This window comes from Clostridium neonatale, from assembly GCF_001458595.1.
In the GTDB taxonomy this organism is placed as follows: domain Bacteria; phylum Bacillota; class Clostridia; order Clostridiales; family Clostridiaceae; genus Clostridium; species Clostridium neonatale.
This window is the reverse complement of record NZ_LN890328.1, coordinates 1686993-1706376: the sequence shown is the minus strand read 5'-3', so window position 1 is coordinate 1706376 and position 19384 is coordinate 1686993. Positions and strand designations below refer to the sequence as shown.

17 protein-coding genes are annotated in these 19384 nt (G+C 29.6%); 14 read left to right on the top strand and 3 right to left on the bottom strand.

The window, feature by feature from the left end; genetic code table 11:
• Positions 1–313 precede the first annotated feature (313 nt).
• The gene (locus tag BN2920_RS14655; protein WP_058295731.1) at positions 314–988 is read right to left on the bottom strand and encodes a Crp/Fnr family transcriptional regulator; all 675 of its coding nucleotides are present in this window, start codon (positions 986–988) and stop codon (positions 314–316) included.
• Positions 989–1148: 160 nt separating this feature from the next.
• Between BN2920_RS14655 and BN2920_RS14650 the strand changes: the two genes are divergently transcribed.
• Positions 1149–1829, top strand: coding sequence for a YczE/YyaS/YitT family protein (locus BN2920_RS14650; protein ID WP_172437814.1), 681 nt, complete (start codon positions 1149–1151; stop codon positions 1827–1829).
• Positions 1830–1940: 111 nt separating this feature from the next.
• On the opposite strand, the gene BN2920_RS14645 is transcribed toward BN2920_RS14650, so the two are convergent.
• Positions 1941–2474, bottom strand: a complete 534-nt coding sequence (locus tag BN2920_RS14645) for an ECF transporter S component (RefSeq protein ID WP_058295729.1) — start codon at positions 2472–2474, stop codon at positions 1941–1943.
• 146 nt (positions 2475–2620) lie between these two features.
• The gene (locus BN2920_RS14640; protein ID WP_058296929.1) at positions 2621–3772 is read right to left on the bottom strand and encodes a pyridoxal-phosphate-dependent aminotransferase family protein; all 1152 of its coding nucleotides are present in this window, start codon (positions 3770–3772) and stop codon (positions 2621–2623) included.
• Between the two features lie 453 nt (positions 3773–4225).
• Between BN2920_RS14640 and BN2920_RS14635 the strand changes: the two genes are divergently transcribed.
• From BN2920_RS14635 to BN2920_RS14575, 13 genes are all read left to right on the top strand, one after another.
• The gene (locus BN2920_RS14635) at positions 4226–5062 is read left to right on the top strand and encodes a helix-turn-helix domain-containing protein (RefSeq protein WP_058295728.1); all 837 of its coding nucleotides are present in this window, start codon (positions 4226–4228) and stop codon (positions 5060–5062) included.
• 117 nt (positions 5063–5179) lie between these two features.
• Positions 5180–5509 (top strand): TfoX/Sxy family protein, encoded by a 330-nt coding sequence (locus BN2920_RS14630; RefSeq protein WP_058295727.1) that lies wholly within the window; start codon positions 5180–5182, stop codon positions 5507–5509.
• A gap of 21 nt (positions 5510–5530) precedes the next feature.
• Positions 5531–6475: a hypothetical protein gene (locus BN2920_RS14625; protein WP_058295726.1), complete on the top strand. Its 945-nt coding sequence runs from the start codon at positions 5531–5533 to the stop codon at positions 6473–6475.
• Positions 6476–6519: 44 nt separating this feature from the next.
• On the top strand, positions 6520–6906 hold the full coding sequence (locus BN2920_RS14620) for a VOC family protein (protein ID WP_058295725.1): 387 nt from the start codon (positions 6520–6522) through the stop codon (positions 6904–6906).
• 240 nt (positions 6907–7146) lie between these two features.
• Positions 7147–8409 (top strand): Zn-dependent hydrolase, encoded by a 1263-nt coding sequence (locus BN2920_RS14615; RefSeq protein WP_058295724.1) that lies wholly within the window; start codon positions 7147–7149, stop codon positions 8407–8409.
• 563 nt (positions 8410–8972) lie between these two features.
• On the top strand, positions 8973–10133 hold the full coding sequence (locus tag BN2920_RS14610) for a PucR family transcriptional regulator (protein WP_058295723.1): 1161 nt from the start codon (positions 8973–8975) through the stop codon (positions 10131–10133).
• A 974-nt stretch (positions 10134–11107) separates the two neighbouring features.
• Positions 11108–12307: an IS110 family RNA-guided transposase gene (locus tag BN2920_RS14605; protein ID WP_058293047.1), complete on the top strand. Its 1200-nt coding sequence runs from the start codon at positions 11108–11110 to the stop codon at positions 12305–12307.
• A 363-nt stretch (positions 12308–12670) separates the two neighbouring features.
• A complete protein-coding gene (locus BN2920_RS14600) occupies positions 12671–13996 on the top strand; it encodes an aminotransferase class III-fold pyridoxal phosphate-dependent enzyme (RefSeq protein WP_058295722.1) in 1326 nt (441 codons plus the stop codon).
• A gap of 159 nt (positions 13997–14155) precedes the next feature.
• Positions 14156–15307, top strand: a complete 1152-nt coding sequence (locus tag BN2920_RS14595) for an iron-containing alcohol dehydrogenase (protein ID WP_058295721.1) — start codon at positions 14156–14158, stop codon at positions 15305–15307.
• A 552-nt stretch (positions 15308–15859) separates the two neighbouring features.
• Positions 15860–16696, top strand: a complete 837-nt coding sequence (locus tag BN2920_RS14590) for an ABC transporter ATP-binding protein (RefSeq protein WP_058295720.1) — start codon at positions 15860–15862, stop codon at positions 16694–16696.
• Positions 16697–16698: 2 nt separating this feature from the next.
• Positions 16699–17475, top strand: coding sequence for an ABC transporter permease (locus BN2920_RS14585; RefSeq protein WP_058295719.1), 777 nt, complete (start codon positions 16699–16701; stop codon positions 17473–17475).
• 16 nt (positions 17476–17491) lie between these two features.
• Positions 17492–18259, top strand: a complete 768-nt coding sequence (locus BN2920_RS14580; RefSeq protein ID WP_058295718.1) for an ABC transporter permease — start codon at positions 17492–17494, stop codon at positions 18257–18259.
• Between the two features lie 30 nt (positions 18260–18289).
• Positions 18290–19366, top strand: coding sequence for an ABC transporter substrate-binding protein (locus BN2920_RS14575; RefSeq protein WP_058295717.1), 1077 nt, complete (start codon positions 18290–18292; stop codon positions 19364–19366).
• Positions 19367–19384 lie beyond the last annotated feature (18 nt).

Genomic DNA, 19384 nt, shown 5'->3' with positions numbered 1-19384 from the left:
TGAAACAAAAACTAAACTAATTGAAATTAAAAGAGTTATAAAAGCTAATCTCTTCAAGATTTATGAAGCTGATCAATTTAATTGGTCTTATATTTTCAATAGCTCCTAATTCAGAAGTGAAAATATAGTATCAATAAGAAAAAATATCCACAAAAAATTCTGTTGTTATATTCAATTTTGTTAGATATATATTCCACATCTGATATTACACAATTTTTCGAAAAGTAAATGGTAATTTTAAGCATTGATTAAACAGTAGTGAATATATCTATAAAACCGTTATTTAGTCTTGAAAAACATAAATTAATCAATATTAAAGCTTTTCTGTGCAATATGCTTTTAAAGCATTATAATCTAAAATTAATATATATTTATATTGGGTTTTGATCCATCCATTTCTTTGAAAATAAGATAAAGTTTTGTTTATAGTTGGACGAGATAATCCAAGTGATTTAGACATATCATCTTGTCCAATATTTAAGCATACCATATCATCTCTTATGGAATATTTATTATTATCAATGCAATTTACAATAAATGAAGCAACCTTTTCTTTAGAATTCAAAAAGCTTGTAGAAGTGATTTGATCAAACATAAGGTTTATATCTATAGACATATCTTGTATAATGCATAAAGCAAACTTTGGATTTTGTGTTATATAAGTATCTACCATTTTTTTATCTATTAAAATAATTTCTGATTTACTGAGTGTTACTGCAGAAGAGCGCCTTATTTCATCACTGAAAAAGGAAGATGCCGCAAATATGCCTTTTTTTCTATGGACGAAAACAGTTCTTTCATGACCATCAGGAGAAATGGAAAATACTTTTACAGCTCCAGATTTAAGAAAATAAAAGCAGTCGGCTTTTTCGCCTTGATGAAATAAATGTGAATCTTTTTTATAAACTTTAGCTGGTTTGGATTTTTCAAACAAGCTACACATTTCATCCATAGAAATTGATTTTATTAATGATTTAATGTTATACATAGAAAATCCCCCCTTTTTAAATGCTCTATATATAAATATATATCTTTTTTGTTAAAATGTTAACTAGTTAACATTTTAATATATTTATTTTTGATAGAATAAATAAGTATTATTGTAGTTTAGATATAGAAAAATATAGAGTAAAAAGGAGAAGCAAATAATGAATAGTACAATTAAGAGATTTACAATTTATTTTTTAGGATTATTTATAATGACAATAGGCATTGGAATGTCTGTTAAATCTAACTTAGGAGTATCCCCTGTTAGTACAATACCATATACTATAACACTAATATATGGAATAGAAATGGGACGAGCAACTATATTATTTCATATTATGTTAGTTTTATTACAAATATTAATTTTAAGAAAAGATTTTAAAATAAAGAATCTTCTTCAGGTTTTTGTAGGCGTAGCTTTTGGATATTTTACAACATTTTCAAATAATTTAATGTCTTTTTTGCCTGATCCATCAAATTATTTATTTAGAATTATATTTTTATTTATTAGTATAATATGTGTTTCACTTGGAATTTTATTATATATGTCCAGTGATTTAGTTCCATTAGCATGTGAAGGAATCATGCAATCAGTATCTTATAAAACTAAAATAGAATTTTCAAAATGTAAAATTGGATTTGATGTAACAATGGTTGTGATTTCAGCTGTTACGTGTTATATATCTTTAAATAAACTTGGAAGCGTTAGGGAAGGAACAGTTATTTCAGCCATATGTGTTGGAATGGTTCTAAAAATATTAACAAAATGTTTTAAAAATAATATAGATGAATTTTTAGAAAATGATATTTCTATAGCAAATAATTTAAGCGAAAATCAATAAGATACGTATAAGTTTAAAATAGAAATTTAAAACAGAAATTCAATATATGAATATAACCAGTATTCATATATTGAATTTCTGTTTTTTGATTAAACTTTGATATTATATATTTTATAAATAACGAGTATATCTTTTTAGTATTTTAGCTAAAGGCAATCCAAGAACTAGTCCAACAGCAAGTTGAGTTATGTTTCCAGGGATTGATGCAATTGGAGTCAATAAGTTTCCATATAAAATTACTTCAGTAATATAGTAGCCTATAATCATCCATATTCCAGATGCAATTACAGCTAAAACATTAAATAAAAAGCTATCTCCATTTTTATTATTGCTATATGCAATTGCCCCAACTATGTAGCCCATAATACCTCTTACAATGAATGTGAAAGGTGCCCAAAGTGCCCAGCCTGATGATAAATCAAATATTGCCATTCCAACAGCACCAGCTATTGCACCCTTTTTCTTTCCAAAAAGAATTGCGGCTGCAAATAAAATAACATTTCCTAAATGAACTAACCCTCCACTTGAGAGAATTGGTAGTCTGATATTGATAAATGCAGTTGCTACAAATACCAATGTTGTTAATAATGCAGTTTCTACTAGATCTTTAGTTGAAAATTTACTTCTTTCTTTATTTGCTTCCATAAATATAGCCCACCTTTTATATTATTATTTAATTTAATATTTTGCTTATTATATATATTGCAATTAGTTTTCTACATTTTGTATCCTGACATTTACTTAGATTGTAAACATCTTAAATGTAATTTTATTATTTAAACATATGTATTTTATCTATTTCCTTCATAATACTTGTTAAATAGAACTACAAGATTTTTATCACTTTCAAAACCTAAATCTTTAATTGCTTTATCAAGAACATTTAATACAAAAATTGTCCTATCATAGTGAGAATTTTCCCCCATATGGCCGATTCTTAATAATTCATTTTCATATGGCTTCAAAGTAGTAGTAACTAAAGTGTTATATTTGTTTTCCATGTGACTTTTTAAATTTAATGCTCCAATGCTTTTGGGGATTTTAACAGCAGTTATATTATTTGAATATCCATTTTCTAAGAATAATTGAAGACCAAATTCTGAAATAGCTTTTCTTACAGCAGTAGCAGTAGTATTATGTCTTAAAACTACATTTTCAGGGCCTTCATCTAAGATATTATTTACAGCAGTATCAAGGCACATAATATCGCTTATTGGCATTGTATATGGAAACCACTTATCTTCATAATAAGTTTTCCATATATTTAGATTACAATAAAAGCCTGGTACAGGAAGCTTTCTATTATCTATTGCTTTTTGTGCATTTTCACTTAATCCTACTATTGTAAGTCCTGGAGGTGCTGAAAAGGCTTTTTGTGAACCTCCAAGGATTATGTCAATTTTCCATTCATCAACTTTTACTTCTTCTCCAACCATTCCAGCAACAGAATCAACAACACTTAATATTCCATATTCATTAAGTAATGGACAAATCTTAGATATATCATTCATTACGCCTGTTGGAGTATCACAATGAACAACTGTTGCATATTTAAAGTTGTGATCTTTTTCAAGGAAAGCCTTTAATTTTTCAATATTTATAGTATTTGTATAACTGCTTTCAAAAAGAACTGCTTGCCCACCATAAATCTCTACAAAATCTTTAAATCCTCTTCCAAAGATTCCATTGTCAATAACAAGAACTCTGTCACCAGGTTCAGTAAGTGAAGCACAAGCTGCTTCAAGCCCTAAAATTCCTTCACCACTTAATATATATACAGGATTTTTTGTATGCAGAATGCTAGCGATTTTATCGCATGTATTTTTATAAAATTCTACAAATTCAACATCTACATCGGGATTTGTTGTAGTGACAGCTCTCTCAAGTCTGACATTTTCTCTTACATAAGTAGGTCCTGGAGTATAAACAAATTTATTTTTCATAAACAATATCCTTTCTGCGGCATATAACACTTAGCGAAGAATGAGCTTAGTGGTATAGCCCTCCTATGAACGAACGCGAATAGGAGTTTCCTTGGCATATAACACTTGGCGAAGATTGAGCTTAGTGGTATAGCCCTCCTATGAACGAATGTGAATAGGAGTTTCCTTTACTTTTATACTAAATTATCATATGATAATACATCTGTAAAATGTATGGATACAATAATGAAATGTATTTCAAATGTTTTATACTATAGATCAATAAAGTCTAATTTTAGAATATTATTGATTATGTTATTTATGTTAAAATTATCATATGAACATACCACTTAGCGAATAAATGAGCTTAGAGGTATAGCCACCTATGAACGAATGTGAATAGGAGTTTCCGATTATATACTGAAAAAGTAAAGTTATTAACTTGGAGAATATATAAGAAGGGAGTTTATATAAGTGGATTTATCAAAAATATATAGACCAATTACAGCTAATCCTTTTCGCAATAATAAAATGTATACAGAAATTTCGCCATGTCCTGCACTAGCACCATATATATGCTGTTATTGGGGGACGAGTGAAAGTATTTCTACAAGTGAATATTATCAATTAAAAAATGATTTAGTAATTCCAGACATATGCATGGATATAATAATAAATACTAATCATACTGAGAATTATAGCAGCAATATATTTTCTGGAATACAGGATAAATTCTTTATTTCCATAAATGAAAGCAGCACATCAAAAATAAGCACCTTTGGAATACGATTTTATGCATGGGCAGTAATTCTCTTTGCAGATGATAGTATGGAACATTGTTTAAATTCTGCTATAGATATAGAAGTTTATTTTAAGAATTTGAAGAAGGAACTGCAGGAAAGAATAAGCGAAAACCTAGATATACATAAGAAAATAGACATAACAGAACAAGTGTTAATGAAGCGTCTTAATAAGAAACGTGAAAATGCAGTTGTAATGAATGCTGTATACAAAATAATAAATACAAAGGGAAGGGTATCTATAAAAGATCTTTGTGAATATTCGTCTGTAAGTGATAGGCAGCTTCAAAGGCTATTTAAAGAAAATATTGGGACAAGTCCTAAGAAGTTTGAAGATTTAGTACGATATCAGATTTTATGGACTGATATTGTTAATAATAGAATAAATAATATGCAGGATGCAGTGCATGAATATGGATTTTCTGATCAATCTCATTTAATAAATACATTTAAAAAATATCATTCATTAACGCCTATAAATGCACTTAAATATGCATATGAAAATAAATAAATTAAAACTTATAATGGTTTCATTATGTATATAAAAAATGTGTAAATGTCGTTTTTTTTCAATACAAAAATAAAAGAATAGAATATTATAAAATTACAAGGCTAAGGAGGAAGTGTTATGGCATCTAGCGAGGAATTTGTGGAATATGTGTGTGGTCAGATAAGTGATGCAGGAAATATAAGATATAGAAAGATGATGGGAGAGTATTGTATATACTGCAATGAAAAGGTTATAGGACTGATATGTGATAATACATTTTACTTGAAAATAACAAAAGGTGCAGAAAATTTGCTTTCTAATTGTGATAAAGGACCAGCCTATAAAGGTGCAAAGCCATCATATATTATTGAAAATTTAGAAGATAAAGAGTTTCTTACAAAAATAGTAGCTCTAACTTGTGAAAACTTACCATTACCAAAACCAAAGAAGAAAAAAGAGAAGAAATAAGGTGTGGATGGAGGAAAGAAAATGAAGATCATAAATAAAGAATCATATGAAGAAATCAGAACTTGGATATATCGCAATGCAAGAACAATTGAGTTAAGTTTATGGAAGTATTTTTTTGAAAATGGAAATAAGGAAGATGTGGTAGAAGCATTAACTTTTTATCAAAATGAAGATGGTGGTTTTGGAAATGCACTTGAAGCTGATAGTTTGAATCCAAATTCATCCCCGTATACAACATTATATGCAATTAACATATTAAAACATATAGACTTTATAAATCTTGATCATAAAATTTACAAAGGTATATTAAGATATTTAGAAAACACAGAAGACTGTAATGAAGAAGGCTGGTTTTTTACTATTCCATCAAATGATAATTATGCACATGCGCCATGGATGACATATAGCAGTGAAGAAAGCAGAATACAAAGCATAGGTTTAAGCGCAGAAATCGTAAGCTTTATTTTAAAAAATTGTAATTCTGAAAGCAATCTATATAAAAGGGCATTATCTATAGGAAAGAAGCTTCTTAATAAGTTGAATACAGAAAAGAACCTTGGTGAAATGGGGATTGGCGGATATTGCGTTTTATTAGACACAATAAAAGAGACTACACTTAAAGAATACTTTGACTACGATATATCATTAATGAAAATTAAAAAACTTGTGAATGATTCAATAGAAAGAGATATGTCAAAATGGCAGTATTACGTTGACACTCCCTCTAGATATATAATCTCACCTGACAGCATTTTTTATAAGGAAAATGAAGATATTATGCAAAAAGAACTGGATTATTTAATAGAAATAAGACCAGAAAATAATGTTTGGAACATAACATGGTCTTGGTTTGATAATAATGAGAAATACCCTAAGGAGTTTGCAATTAGTGAAAATTGGTGGAAATCATATAAAGCAATTGAGAAGATGATGTTATTAAGAAACTTTGAAAGAATTGAAATATAATATCTTTAAAAAAGTTATGAAATTTATTTAAAGGAGTTAAGATAATGAAGGCAGAAATAAATCTTATTACAATTTGGACGGATGATATAGAGAATATGAAAGATTTTTACAAAAATGTTCTTGGATTTAAAATTAAAAGTGATCTTGGTGGCTATGTTGAATTTGAAAATAGTGGTGTGCGATTTGCAATATGCACAAGAGATACTATGCATGACTATAGCGGAGAATACAATAAATCATCAATTGGGCAGGCTTTTGAGCTGGCTTTTCCATGTGAAAACTCAAAGGATGTAGATGAATCATTTAAAAAATTAATTTCTATGGGAGCAAGAGCAATACATGCTCCAGAAGATATGCCTTGGAATCAAAGAACAGCATTATTTGCTGATTCGGATGGGAATATACATGAAATTTTTGCAGATATAAAATAGATTATTAATTATAGTAATTATATAAATTTGAGCATTTATATGGATGTTTGAATTATAGTAATGTGCATTTGCACATCTAAATATGTGCACTGATTTGTTGAAGCATAAATGAAATTAAGATTATAATAAATATAGTTAATATTATATACGAAAAAGCAACGAAGCTTATTTATGTTGATAAGTTTCATTGCTTTTTTTGGCTTATTTTAAAATTGTATTTACCTAAGGAGGTCTTGAAAGATGTATAAATGTAGTTTAGAAAGAATGACAGATAAGATTAAAACATTCTCGACTTTTGGAGATGCAGGTCATGGGGGAATAACAAGATATTCACTATCGCCTGAAGCTATTCAAGCTAGAGAAGAATTTAAAAAGAGAATGGAAGCTATTGGAGCTATAATTGAAATAGATGATTTAGCAAATATGTATGCAACACTTCCTGGAACTGATAAAGATGCAAAAAGAATTGTAATGGGATCACATGTCGATTCAGTAAAAAATGGTGGCAACTATGATGGTATCCTTGGTGTTATGTCTGCTATGGAAGTACTTGAAACAGTTGCTGATCAAAACATACCACATAAGCATCCTCTTACAGCTATGATATGGACAAATGAAGAAGGTTCTTTATATCCACCTGCAATGATGTGTTCAGGAATTGTATGTTATGATTATTTACCAGAAGATATAAGAGCTAAATTTAAATATGAAGATATGATGAATTCTAAGAGTATACTTGATTCAACAAAAACATTCGGTGAAGCCCTAGAAAAATCAGGTTTTAAAGGAGACAAGAAGTATAGAATAAATCAAGAAAAATATAAATATATGTTTGAAACTCATATAGAACAGGGGCCAATTCTTGAAGACGCAGGAAATGATATTGGAGTTGTTGATTGTGTACTTGGAATGTTTAATTATAGAGTGAAGCTTTATGGACAAGCAGCTCATGCAGGCACATTTCCAATGACAAAAAGAAAAGATGCATTTTATGCAGCCTCACAGGCACTTTGCTATATACATGATGAAGTTGATAAACTTGGGGTACCTGAGTTGGTTTATACAACAGGTGAAGTTGTATGCCATCCATGTGTACATACTGTTATTCCAGATTTCTTTGATTTTTCAATAGATGCAAGACATGAAGATCCAAAAGCACTTGAAAAAGTATTGAGCATTGTGAAGAGCTGTGAAGAGAAAGAATGGGCAGGATGTAAGTGTGTAGTAGAAAAGGCATGGAATAGAGATACTGCATATTGGGATAAAAAACTTGTAGGATACGTTAAAGAAGCAGCAGAAGAAGCAGAAATTAAACATCAATATATTCACTCTGGTGCAGGGCATGATGCTCAATTTGCAGCATATATGCTTCCAACTACAATGATATTTGTACAATCAAAAGATGGCTTATCACATTGTGAGCCAGAATATTCAACACCAGAACATTGTACTGAAGGTGCAACAGTAATGCTTAATGCAGTTTTAAAAGCTGATGCAGAATAATTAAAAATTAAATTCATAATTTTAGTTATTCATAATATTAAGTTATTGACAATAACCACTTAAAATAGTAATATGTGTTATAAGACAAAGGTGTTTTTTAGAGCCTTTGTCCTTTTTTTGTTCTTTAGAAAATCATATGAAAGTATAATCACTGGATAACCAATATTGGATAAGATTGTATTATAATATAAATTTAAATTATAGGATAGCGTCTTAGATGGTAGACTTGAATGTTTTAAGTATAATTCAGTTCGTTATAATAACTATACTCGTAATTATATTAATGTATGAAATTAAGAAAAAGATAATAATATATAAAGAGTGTGATGAACCTATAGAAAAAATTTAATTATGTATTTGCTTCTTGGGCTAAATAATTTTTTGTAACCAATTATTAATAAGCAGTAAGCATGAGAAAATGTTTATTGCTTTTTTGAATATATAAATATATAGCATTTTATTAATAATGAAAGGGGGACATTATAAAATTAAACCTAAAAATAAATTTCTATAAGAAATAATCTATATGTTAGGTTTATGTAATTTTTATAATGGTAATTAATATGGCGATTACAGTGGGAAAATTATTTGGAAATGCGACAATCTTATATCAAATGAAATTATTAGCCGGAAGAAAGGGCCTTAATAATCTTGTAGAATGGGTACATATTATTGAAAATGATGAGGTAAGTAAATTTCTTCATGGCAATGAAGTTGTGTTTACTTCAGGGATTCTAAATAATAATGAAAAGTGGCTTTTAGAGTATGCAGAAAAGCTATATAAATCAAGGACCAGTGCATTTGTTGTAAACATAGGACCATATACTAAAACAATATCAAAAGATGTAATAGAATTTTGTAATGAAGTTAAGATGCCACTTTATTCTATGCCGTGGGAAACTAGAATGGTAGATGTAACAAGAGATATATGTTATCGTATCATGCAAAAGGAACAAGTGGAAATAAGCCTTGCTACAACAATTAAGAATATTATTTTTAAAATTGGAGATCTGCAGACACAAATATTACAAATGGAGAGATATGGATATCAAAGGGACAGCAATTTTTGCTTTATAGCTATGTCTTTTGATTTTGTGAATAAAAAAACAAATGAATTTGTTACTAGCAGAATAAAAAAGTGCTCAGAAAGAATAGCAAGAAGTATTCATGAATTGTATATATGTTTTTCATATAATGAATATTGGATGCTAGTTCTTGTAAACTATAGCGATCATGATATTGATAATTTTCTAAACACTTTTTTAAAGAGTGAACAATCAGCTAAGAATGAGTGTAAAATTAATATTGGAATTAGTAAGAATCAAAATGGAATTGAATTTCAGGCAGAGAATTTTAATAAAGCATTACTGGCGTTAGAAATGGCTAAAAAGAAAAGTAATGGAGTCATATTTTATGATAAACTTGATATTTATAAAGTACTTTTAAACACAAAAGAGAAGAGTGTTTTAAGGGAATATTATGATACTACCCTAGGAATATTGGAGAAGTATGATAAAGAAAATAATACAGATCTAATGGATTTTTTGTACATGTATCTAGAGAACAATGGAAGCCAAAGTCGTGTTGCAGAAAAGCAGTATATTCATAGAAATACAGTTAACAATCAAGTTAAAAAGATAGAAAAAATCATAGGATGTAATTTAATGAATTTAGATGATAAGCTTAGATTATATTTATCATTTTATATTAAAGACATTATATAAAAAGGACGTAAAACTAGAGTTTAGTGGATGACAACCGAAATAGAGCTCTCAGTTCTGCTCGCTTTGCTACAAAAAATTAACTAAGAATTCAAACATCAACGATTGTACCCAAAACCGTTTGCTCCGATGTAAAATCGGACAAACAGTTTTGGAACAATCATTGATGTAAGAATTCTAAAGTTCATTTTTTGAATGCAAAGACTCCGCAGAATCTGAGAGCTCTATTTTTCTCTTACTAAAAAATTTTTTCAGTTAATTTATAATTAAACAAATATATTCTTGAATTAAGCATTAAATATTTAAATATATTAAAAAGTAAAAGATTAATATTTTCTTATTCTTAAGTATATTCCATTTTATCAATATATAAATTTAAAAAGAAAAATTTAAAAAATCTTAAGAATTTACTTATTTATTGCGGGTTACAGAAGATTTATGAACCTTAATATGGTAATAAAATATACCCAATGTATGAATAAAAAATATTATCTATGTAAATAAAAATTAGGGTTTTTGCCCATAAAGATGCTCTAAACGGCATTTACTGTGATATGAGTTTAGATGAAACAAAGAAATTCAATATATGAATAGACGTAGTATTGCATTAAATATTTTAGCTTTTAAATTCTTTGAAAGATGTTGTTCCAAAATTGTTTGTCCAATACTTGTTATTGGAGCAAACGGTTTTGGGTACAACCTGTTTCAGTAGAATTTGGTACTCTATAAGTGTAGATACAAATCATAAATATATGATTTAACATCTGCACTTATTTTAATTTATAATAAAGGGAGTAATTTGGTATGACGACTTTAGAATTGGGTTTTAACATCCGTAGCTAAAACTGTCAGCCATCCCTTATTATAAAGATTCGATTAAGCAGGTTGAAACCGTACGGCTTTCGTGTAACTAACCAAAATGAATTGTAATAAGTGTGGGTGGATTAAAATTACAATAATTTTTTAGGAGGATTAACATGATTAGTGTTGGAATTGATGTTTCAAAAGGAAAAAGTACAGTATGTATATTGAAAGAATATGGTGAGGTTATTAGTGAACCACATGAAATAAATCATACTGAAGCTGATTTAAAAGCATTAGTTGAATCTATTTCTGAATTAAATGAAGAAACTAGAGTTGTTATGGAAGCGACCGGTGCATACCATTTGCCACTACTTACTTATCTTAAAAATCATGGTATATTTGTAGCCGTAATAAATCCATTAATTATGAAAAAATATTCTGCTATAGGATTAAGGAAAGGTAAAACTGATAAATTAGATTCTATCAAAATAGCTAATTATGGAATTGATAATTGGTTTAAATTAACTGACTATGAAGCAACAGATGAGGTGTATTCTGAATTAAAATTATTAGGTAGGCAATATTCTCATTATATAGCTATGAGAATAGAGAGCAAACTTGTACTAAGTAATCTATTAGATAGAACAATGCCAGGAATTAAAAATCTATTAAAAAATAGATCCGATAAGCCAGAGAAAGATAAATTAAATGATTTTGTTAAAGAATACTGGCATTACGATAATATTACCAAGAAAAATGAAAAGCAATTTATAAATAGTTATTTTAAATGGGCAAAAAATAAAGGATACCATCAAAGTGAAACAAAAGCAAAACAGATATATGCTTTAGCACAAGAAGGCATCCCTACACTATCTTCTAGTACCCCATCAACCAAAATGTTAGTATTAGAAGCTGTTCGAGTTCTTAGCGAAATAGATAGAACTCTATCTATGATATTATCACAAATGCAAGAATTAGCAAGTAGTTTAAAGGAATACAATGTTGTTAGAAATATGCCTGGAGTTGGAGATACATTGGCTCCACGCTTAATTGCTGAAATCGGTGATTTAAAACGCTTTTATAATAAAAAGGCTTTGATAGCTTATACGGGTATTGATTCACCTCCTTTTGAGTCGGGACAGTTTGTTGCAAACAAACGTCGTATTTCTAAAAGAGGTTCTGCATTATTACGAAAAACTGGATATGAAATTATGAAATGTATCAAAAGTGCCAAACCAAAGGATGATCCTATATTTTTATATATGTTAAAAAAAGAAGCAGAAGGAAAACCTAAAAAAGTTGCTAAAATTGCTGCATTAAATAAGTTTCTAAGAATATACTACGCTAGAGTAAAAGAAGTCTATAATACTTAAATTTAGATAGTATCTATATCTAAATTAAACAGAATTTCTGTTTAATTTATTTGTCATGCAAAAAATATATAAAAAACCTGCTAAAAAAAACTTGATTTTTCTTAGCAGGTTTTAGCTGAAATATTTACGCAATCGAGCCTATCATATATTGAATTTCGGTTATTTAAAACTAAACTCTGATATTATGTCCTTTATTATATATGTGCAGCTGCACATATATAATTAGTCAGTTATTCATTGAAACACATAAGCACTGGAGTATATAATATGATTATAGAAAACAAGAAAATAAAGAAGCAAAGCAACGGAGCTTATTTTATAAAAAATAAGTTCCGTTTTTTTATTTGATGGGAGTGGATAAAAATGAATGGTGAAGAAATTAAAAGTACATTAAAAAAATATAATTTACAATCTTGGAGTAAGCAAAGAAATATTGATCCTATTCCAGTTGAAAAAGCTGATGGAATTTATTTCTGGGATTATGATGGAAATAGATATACTGATATGTCAGCTCAACTAGTTAATATGAATTTAGGATTTGGAAATAAGAAAATAGGAGATGCAATTAAAGAGCAGGTTGATAAGTTTTGTTTTGTAGGGCCATCTTATGGTGCAGAATCTCGTGCAAAGCTTGCAAAAAAAATAATAGAGCTAATGCCTGATAATATGGGAAAAGTATTTTTTACAAATGCAGGAGCAGAATCAAATGAAAATGCTGTAAAAATGGCAAGAATGTTTACTGGAAAATCAAAAGTATTCAGTCGTTATAGAAGTTATCATGGATCTTCATTTGGTGCTGGTAATTTAACAGGTGAACCAAGAAGATATGCTCTTGAGCCAGGAATACCAGGATTCGTTAAGTTCTTTGATCCATACGTATATAGAGAAGCAATAGAATTTGAATCTGAGGAAGCAGCAACAAAATATTATTTAGCTAAACTTAGAGAACAAATTTTATATGAAGGACCAGACAGTGTAGCAGCAATAGTAATGGAAACAATAACAGGTTCAAATGGAGTTATTATTCCACCTAAAGGATATCTTAAAGGTGTAAGAGCATTATGTGATGAATTCAATATACTAATCATATGTGATGAAGTAATGACTGGATGGGGTAGAACTGGTAAAATGTTTGCCTTTGAGAACTTTGATGTTAAACCAGATATTGTAACATTTGCAAAAGGAGTTACATGTGGTTATGTTCAACTTGGAGGAGTTGTAGTAAGTAAAGAAATTGCAGCTTATTTTGATGATAATTTATTATCTTGTGGATTAACTTATAGTGGACATCCTTTAGCTTGTGCAGCTGGCGTTGCATGTGTTAATTACTATGAAGAAGCAGACATCTTAGAGAATGTTAATAAAGTAGGAAAAGTGCTTGGAGAGAAATTAGAAGAATTCAAAGAAAAATATAAATGTGTTGGTGATGTAAGATATATTGGATTATTTTCAGCAATAGAACTTGTAAAAGATAAGAAAACCAAAGAACCAATGGTTCCATATGGTAAAGACCCTGATGGAATAATGGGAAAAATAATTGGTATGCTTAAAGAAAGAAAATTTATGACATATTCTCATGAAAATATGGTACTTATAGCAGCACCATTAATAATTACAGAAGAACAATTAGTAGAAGAACTTGCTAAAGTAGATGAAGTGCTTAAAATTATAGATGAGAAATTTATTTAAATATATAATGATTTAGAAATTGTTATATTATATATGTTGCAAGATGATTCCTTCATAAATTAGATATACATCACGTTGTTATAGTGTAGATTTCAATTTTCAACATATATATTATGAAATAAATTAACTAGATTTATTTTTAGAAAGTAGGAGAACAATATGTCATACGAATTTAGTTTGCCAGGACGCACTATTATTGGGGAAAATGCATTAAAAGACAGTGAATCAATTTTAAAAAAGCTTGGTAAAAAAGCATTCATTGTAACTGGAAAAATTGTAACTAAGATGGGAACTGTAAAATTATTAACAGACTGTTTAGAAGGCATTGGAATAGAATATGAAGTGTTTAATGATATTACAGGCGAACCGACAGATACTATGATTGACGCTGGTGTTAAAGCTTTTAAGGAAACTGGATGTGATTTTTGTATAGCTATAGGTGGAGGAAGTCCATTAGATAGTGGTAAAGCAATTGTAGCAATGACTACTTTAGATGGAAACATTTCAGATTATATGGGAAAAACCATAGAAGGCGATTTTCCACCATTAGTATTAATACCAACTACAGCTGGGACAGGCTCTGAAACTACTAAGTTTACAATTATAACAGATTCAAAAAAAGATATAAAAATGCTTTTAAAAGGTGAAAGTTTATTGCCAAGTTTAGCTATTATTGATTATACATTGTCAATAACTGCACCTAAAAAAGTTACAGCAGCAACTGGTATGGATGCTCTTACACATGCAGTAGAAGCCTATACCTCAAGAAAAGCAAATCCATTAACAGATACTTATGCACTTGCAGCAATAAAGAGAATATTTAAGTATCTTCCACTAGCTTATGAAGATGGTAACAATAAAAAAGCAAGAGAAGAAATGGCACTTGCAGCAGTTGAAGCAGGAGTATGTATAAATAATGCATCTGTAACAATAGTTCATGGAATGAGCAGGCCAATAGGAGCACTTTTTCATGTAGCTCATGGAGTTTCTAACGCAATACTTATAAAAGAATGCTTATCTTATGTACTAGATGGAGCATATGAGAGATTTGCAGATATAGGAAGAACTATAAATGCAGCCGATGAAAATGATAGCGATAAAGAAGCTTCAGAAAAGTTCTTAGAAAAACTTAATGAACTTTGCAAAATAGTTGAAATTCCAACTTTAAAGGAATATGGAATTGATAAAAATGAATTTGATAAAGTTGTAGATAAGATGGCACAAGATGCAATGGATAGTGGAAGTCCATCAAATACAATTAAAGAGGTCACTAAAGAAGATTTAGTAAAGATATATGAAAATTTATGGTAATAAAAAAATCTCCAGGGCGACTATGAAGTGATTCTATATAAAGTGCAAATCCAATAGAATACAATAAATCTAACTAATGAAATGATTTAGCCGTCGATTTTTTTCAGCGCATACTGAATTTTTTGAGCTTGCCGAAGAAAAGGCCAGGCGCATATATTTATATTTTATTCTTTAGGTACTATATATTAATTCATTAGAATATTATCAGAAATAATTTATACGTAGATTCTCAATGTATATAATTTCTTAAAGAATAAAATAATTTTGCAATGACGCAAAACATGTGAGTTTTGCGTCATTTTTTTATAAAAAATAAAGCTTCATCAGAGGTTTCAATAAGCTACTGATGGAACCCCTGATAAAACTTGTATAAAAGGAAACTCCTATTCACATTCGTTCATAGGAGGGCTATACTACTAAGCTCAATCTTCGCTAAGTATTATATGCCTAGGAGGGCTATACCACTAAGCTCAATCTTCGCTAAGTGTTATATGCCAAGTTGCCTTTGATTTAGAGTTAAACTCAGAGCTTTTGGAAAAGGAGGAATTATTAATGAATACTACATTGAATAATATGGAAATAGAATTTGAAGAAAAAGATTTCTCAAAAAATATAGAAAATAAAACAGAAATAAAGATAGAAAATTTAAGTATGAAATATCCAAATAAAAATGGGGGTGAACCAGTTACAGCTCTTAAGAATGTAAATTTAGACATTAAACAAGGAGAATTTATTTCCTTATTAGGTCCATCAGGATGTGGAAAAACAACATTGCTTAGAATAATAGCTGATCTTCTCCAGCCAACAGAGGGAAAAATTACAGTACGTGGAGAAACTCCAAGAGATATAAGACTTAAAAAGAAATACGGAGTTGTTTTTCAAAATCCAGTTTTATATGACTGGAGAACAATAAGAAGAAATATATGTATGCCAATGGAACTTATGGGGATGAAGAAAGCAGAGCGTACTAAACAAGTTACTAAAATGCTTGATCTAGTTGGACTTCAGGACTTTGGAAAAAGATATCCTTATGAGTTAAGTGGTGGTATGCAGCAGAGAGTTGGTATAGCAAGAGCTCTTGCTATTGATCCAGAAATTCTTCTTATGGATGAACCTTTTTCAGCATTAGATGAATTTACACGTGAAAAATTGCATGTTGACCTTTTAGAGATATGGAGAAAAACAAACAAAACAGTAATTTTTGTAACTCATAATATTTCAGAAGCAGTATTTTTATCAGATAGGGTAGTTGTTCTTTCACCACATCCAGGAAGGGTTTCAACAGTAATTGATATAAATCTGCCAAGACCTAGAGATATGGAATCAAAGCAAACAACTGAATTTTATGATTATATTACCAAGATAAGAAACAGCTTTGAGGGGGTATAAGAATGAATAGTAAGAAAGAAAAATATATGATTAATACAGTATGGGCTGTTGGAATTTTTGTTCTCTGGGAACTTATAGCATTCCTTCTAGATGGTGTATTACAGGACCCAATGGCAGAGGCAAAACTTCCATATCCACATATGGTTATTATATCTTTAATGCAGAATTTTTCTGATTTAATGAGTGCAGCAGGTCTTACTCTTTCAAGAGCAGTCATGGGATTTGCACTTGGTGCATTAGTTGGATTTGTATTGGCAATTATTATGAGCTTATCAAAAATTGCTGAGAAAATAGCACTTCCATATTTAGTTGTTTCGCAAATGATACCAGTACTTGGACTTGCTCCGATTATATTTACACTCGCTAAAGATATGAATTTATCAAGAATAATAATATCTGGATACATTACATTTTTCCCGGTTTCAGTAAATATGCTCAGTGGATTAAATAGTGTGGAAAGTGAAAAGAAGGAACTTTTATATTCATATGCAGCAAAGAAACCAAGTATATATTGTAAGCTTATGATTCCTTATTGTCTTCCATATTTGTTTGCAGGATTAAAGATAGCAGCACCAATGTCAATAACAGCATCAATTTTAGTAGACATGCTTGGATCAAGTGGAGGAATTGGAGTAAAACTTCTTTATTCATTATATTCAGGAGCAAAGGATGTATTTTGGAGTTCTGTGCTTACAAGTGCTCTTATGGGAATTTTAAGTTATTTCATAATAGTATTTTTAGAAAAGATATGTATGCCATGGAGAAAAGAAGCAGCGTAAGAAGGAGTGAGAGCAAATGTCAGAAAAAATAAAAAGTGTATTATGGCCTTTAGGCTTTGGAATATTAATTATTGCTATATGGCAGGTAGGAATTATTCATGATTTGCTAGGGTTTAAGCCGTTTCAATTACCTGTGCCATCTATGATTATAAAAACACTGCATACAAATTTTGCAAAAGCATTGTCTGATACTATGATTACAGTTTCAGGAGCATTAACAGGACTTGCTTTAGGATGTTTTATTGGATTTATAGTTGCAGTAATAGCTACTTTATTTCCAAAATGGGGATATACAGGACTTACAGTAATATCAGCATTTAATGCAATTCCAATTGTAGCATTATCACCTATTATGAATAGATGGTTTGAAAATGGTTTTGGACAAAAAGTTGGAGTTGTAACAGTTGTGTGTATGGCAGCCATGGCAATAAATGCTTATGATGGGCTGAATAATCTAAGACCATTTGCAATGGATCTTTTGGATTCATATGCAGCAGATACTAAGACTAAATTTTTTAAACTTCGTCTTCCAAATTGTATTCCAAGTATATTAACAGCTTTAAAAATTAATGCAGCATCTGCACTTATGGCAGCTATGATCAGTGAATACTTTGCGGCATCAACATCAGGAATAGGTTTTGGAATAAAAGACAATTTGAGAAAAGGAATGATGGCAATGGGCTGGTCATACATAATAATGGCAGCTATAGTTGGAATTATTCTTTATTTAATTATTACATTGGTAGAACGCAAAGCTATTAAATGGCATGCTTCACAACGATAAATTATGTTTATTTAAAAAGGAGGAAATATTATGAAAAAAAGAATATTATCTATGCTATTAGCAGCAGGAATGATGGTTATGATGCTTGCAGGATGTGGATCTTCTGATTCAAAATCTTCTGATGCACAAGGTACTCAAACGGAAACTAAAGAAAGTGGAGATACAGAAAAGAAAGACGGGGAATTAGACAAAGTTAAACTTCAATTAAAATGGCTTCCACAGTCTCAATTCATGGGATATTATGTGGCAGCAAATAAAGGATACTATAAAGAAGAAGGACTTGATGTTGAGATACTTCCAGGTGGAAGTGATATAATTCCAGAACAAAATGTTTATAATGGCGTAGCTGATATTGGTGTAACATGGGTATCAAGCTTAATGACATATCAAGCTCAAGGATATGAACTTCAAGAAGTAGCACAACCATTTCAAAAATCAGGATTTTTATTAGTATCTAAGAAAGATAAAGGAATAAATTCACCAGCAGATTTAAAAGGAAAGAAAGTTGGTAACTGGTTTGGTGGTAATGAATATGAAGTTCTTGCACTTTTAGAAAAATATAAGTTAGATAAAAATTCAGACTTAGAACTAGTACAACAAGATTACACAATGGATCAAGTACAAGAAGGCTCAATAGATGTAGCATCAGCTATGACTTATAATGAATTTGGTTTATTACTTGAAAATGGTATTTCAAAAGATGATTTAAATGTAATTGACATGAATGATGAAGATGTTGCAATGCTTGAAGATTGCTTATTTGTTAATTCTGAATGGGCATCTAAAAATGAAGATGTATTGGTTAGATTTTTAAGAGCTTCAATTAAAGGATGGCAGGATGCATGTAAAGATCCAGATGCAGCAGGAAAGATTGTTTATGATGTAGATCAATCAGTTTCTTTAGAACACCAAACTTACATGGCACAAGAAGTTGCAAAGTTAGTATCACCAGAAGGATTTGATTCAAGTAAAATTGGTCAAATTGATATGGATGCTGTTAAACAGACAGCTAAATTCTTAAAACTTTACAATAAAGACTTAGCAGGTGATCCAGTGGTTGATGATACAACATTTACTTCAAAGTATTGGAATGAAGCTACAAAATAGAAGTTATTTAGGGGGCAA

Coding starts and splice junctions, on each gene's coding strand:
- BN2920_RS14590 (WP_058295720.1), top strand. CDS start 15,860: ATGAATACTACATTGAATAATATGGAAATAGAATTTGAAGAAAAAGAT.
- BN2920_RS14640 (WP_058296929.1), bottom strand. CDS start 3,772: ATGAAAAATAAATTTGTTTATACTCCAGGACCTACTTATGTAAGAGAA.
- BN2920_RS14580 (WP_058295718.1), top strand. CDS start 17,492: ATGTCAGAAAAAATAAAAAGTGTATTATGGCCTTTAGGCTTTGGAATA.
- BN2920_RS14595 (WP_058295721.1), top strand. CDS start 14,156: ATGTCATACGAATTTAGTTTGCCAGGACGCACTATTATTGGGGAAAAT.
- BN2920_RS14625 (WP_058295726.1), top strand. CDS start 5,531: ATGAAGATCATAAATAAAGAATCATATGAAGAAATCAGAACTTGGATA.
- BN2920_RS14600 (WP_058295722.1), top strand. CDS start 12,671: ATGAATGGTGAAGAAATTAAAAGTACATTAAAAAAATATAATTTACAA.
- BN2920_RS14610 (WP_058295723.1), top strand. CDS start 8,973: ATGGCGATTACAGTGGGAAAATTATTTGGAAATGCGACAATCTTATAT.
- BN2920_RS14630 (WP_058295727.1), top strand. CDS start 5,180: ATGGCATCTAGCGAGGAATTTGTGGAATATGTGTGTGGTCAGATAAGT.
- BN2920_RS14650 (WP_172437814.1), top strand. CDS start 1,149: ATGAATAGTACAATTAAGAGATTTACAATTTATTTTTTAGGATTATTT.
- BN2920_RS14645 (WP_058295729.1), bottom strand. CDS start 2,474: ATGGAAGCAAATAAAGAAAGAAGTAAATTTTCAACTAAAGATCTAGTA.
- BN2920_RS14575 (WP_058295717.1), top strand. CDS start 18,290: ATGAAAAAAAGAATATTATCTATGCTATTAGCAGCAGGAATGATGGTT.
- BN2920_RS14655 (WP_058295731.1), bottom strand. CDS start 988: ATGTATAACATTAAATCATTAATAAAATCAATTTCTATGGATGAAATG.
- BN2920_RS14620 (WP_058295725.1), top strand. CDS start 6,520: ATGAAGGCAGAAATAAATCTTATTACAATTTGGACGGATGATATAGAG.
- BN2920_RS14605 (WP_058293047.1), top strand. CDS start 11,108: ATGATTAGTGTTGGAATTGATGTTTCAAAAGGAAAAAGTACAGTATGT.
- BN2920_RS14585 (WP_058295719.1), top strand. CDS start 16,699: ATGAATAGTAAGAAAGAAAAATATATGATTAATACAGTATGGGCTGTT.
- BN2920_RS14615 (WP_058295724.1), top strand. CDS start 7,147: ATGTATAAATGTAGTTTAGAAAGAATGACAGATAAGATTAAAACATTC.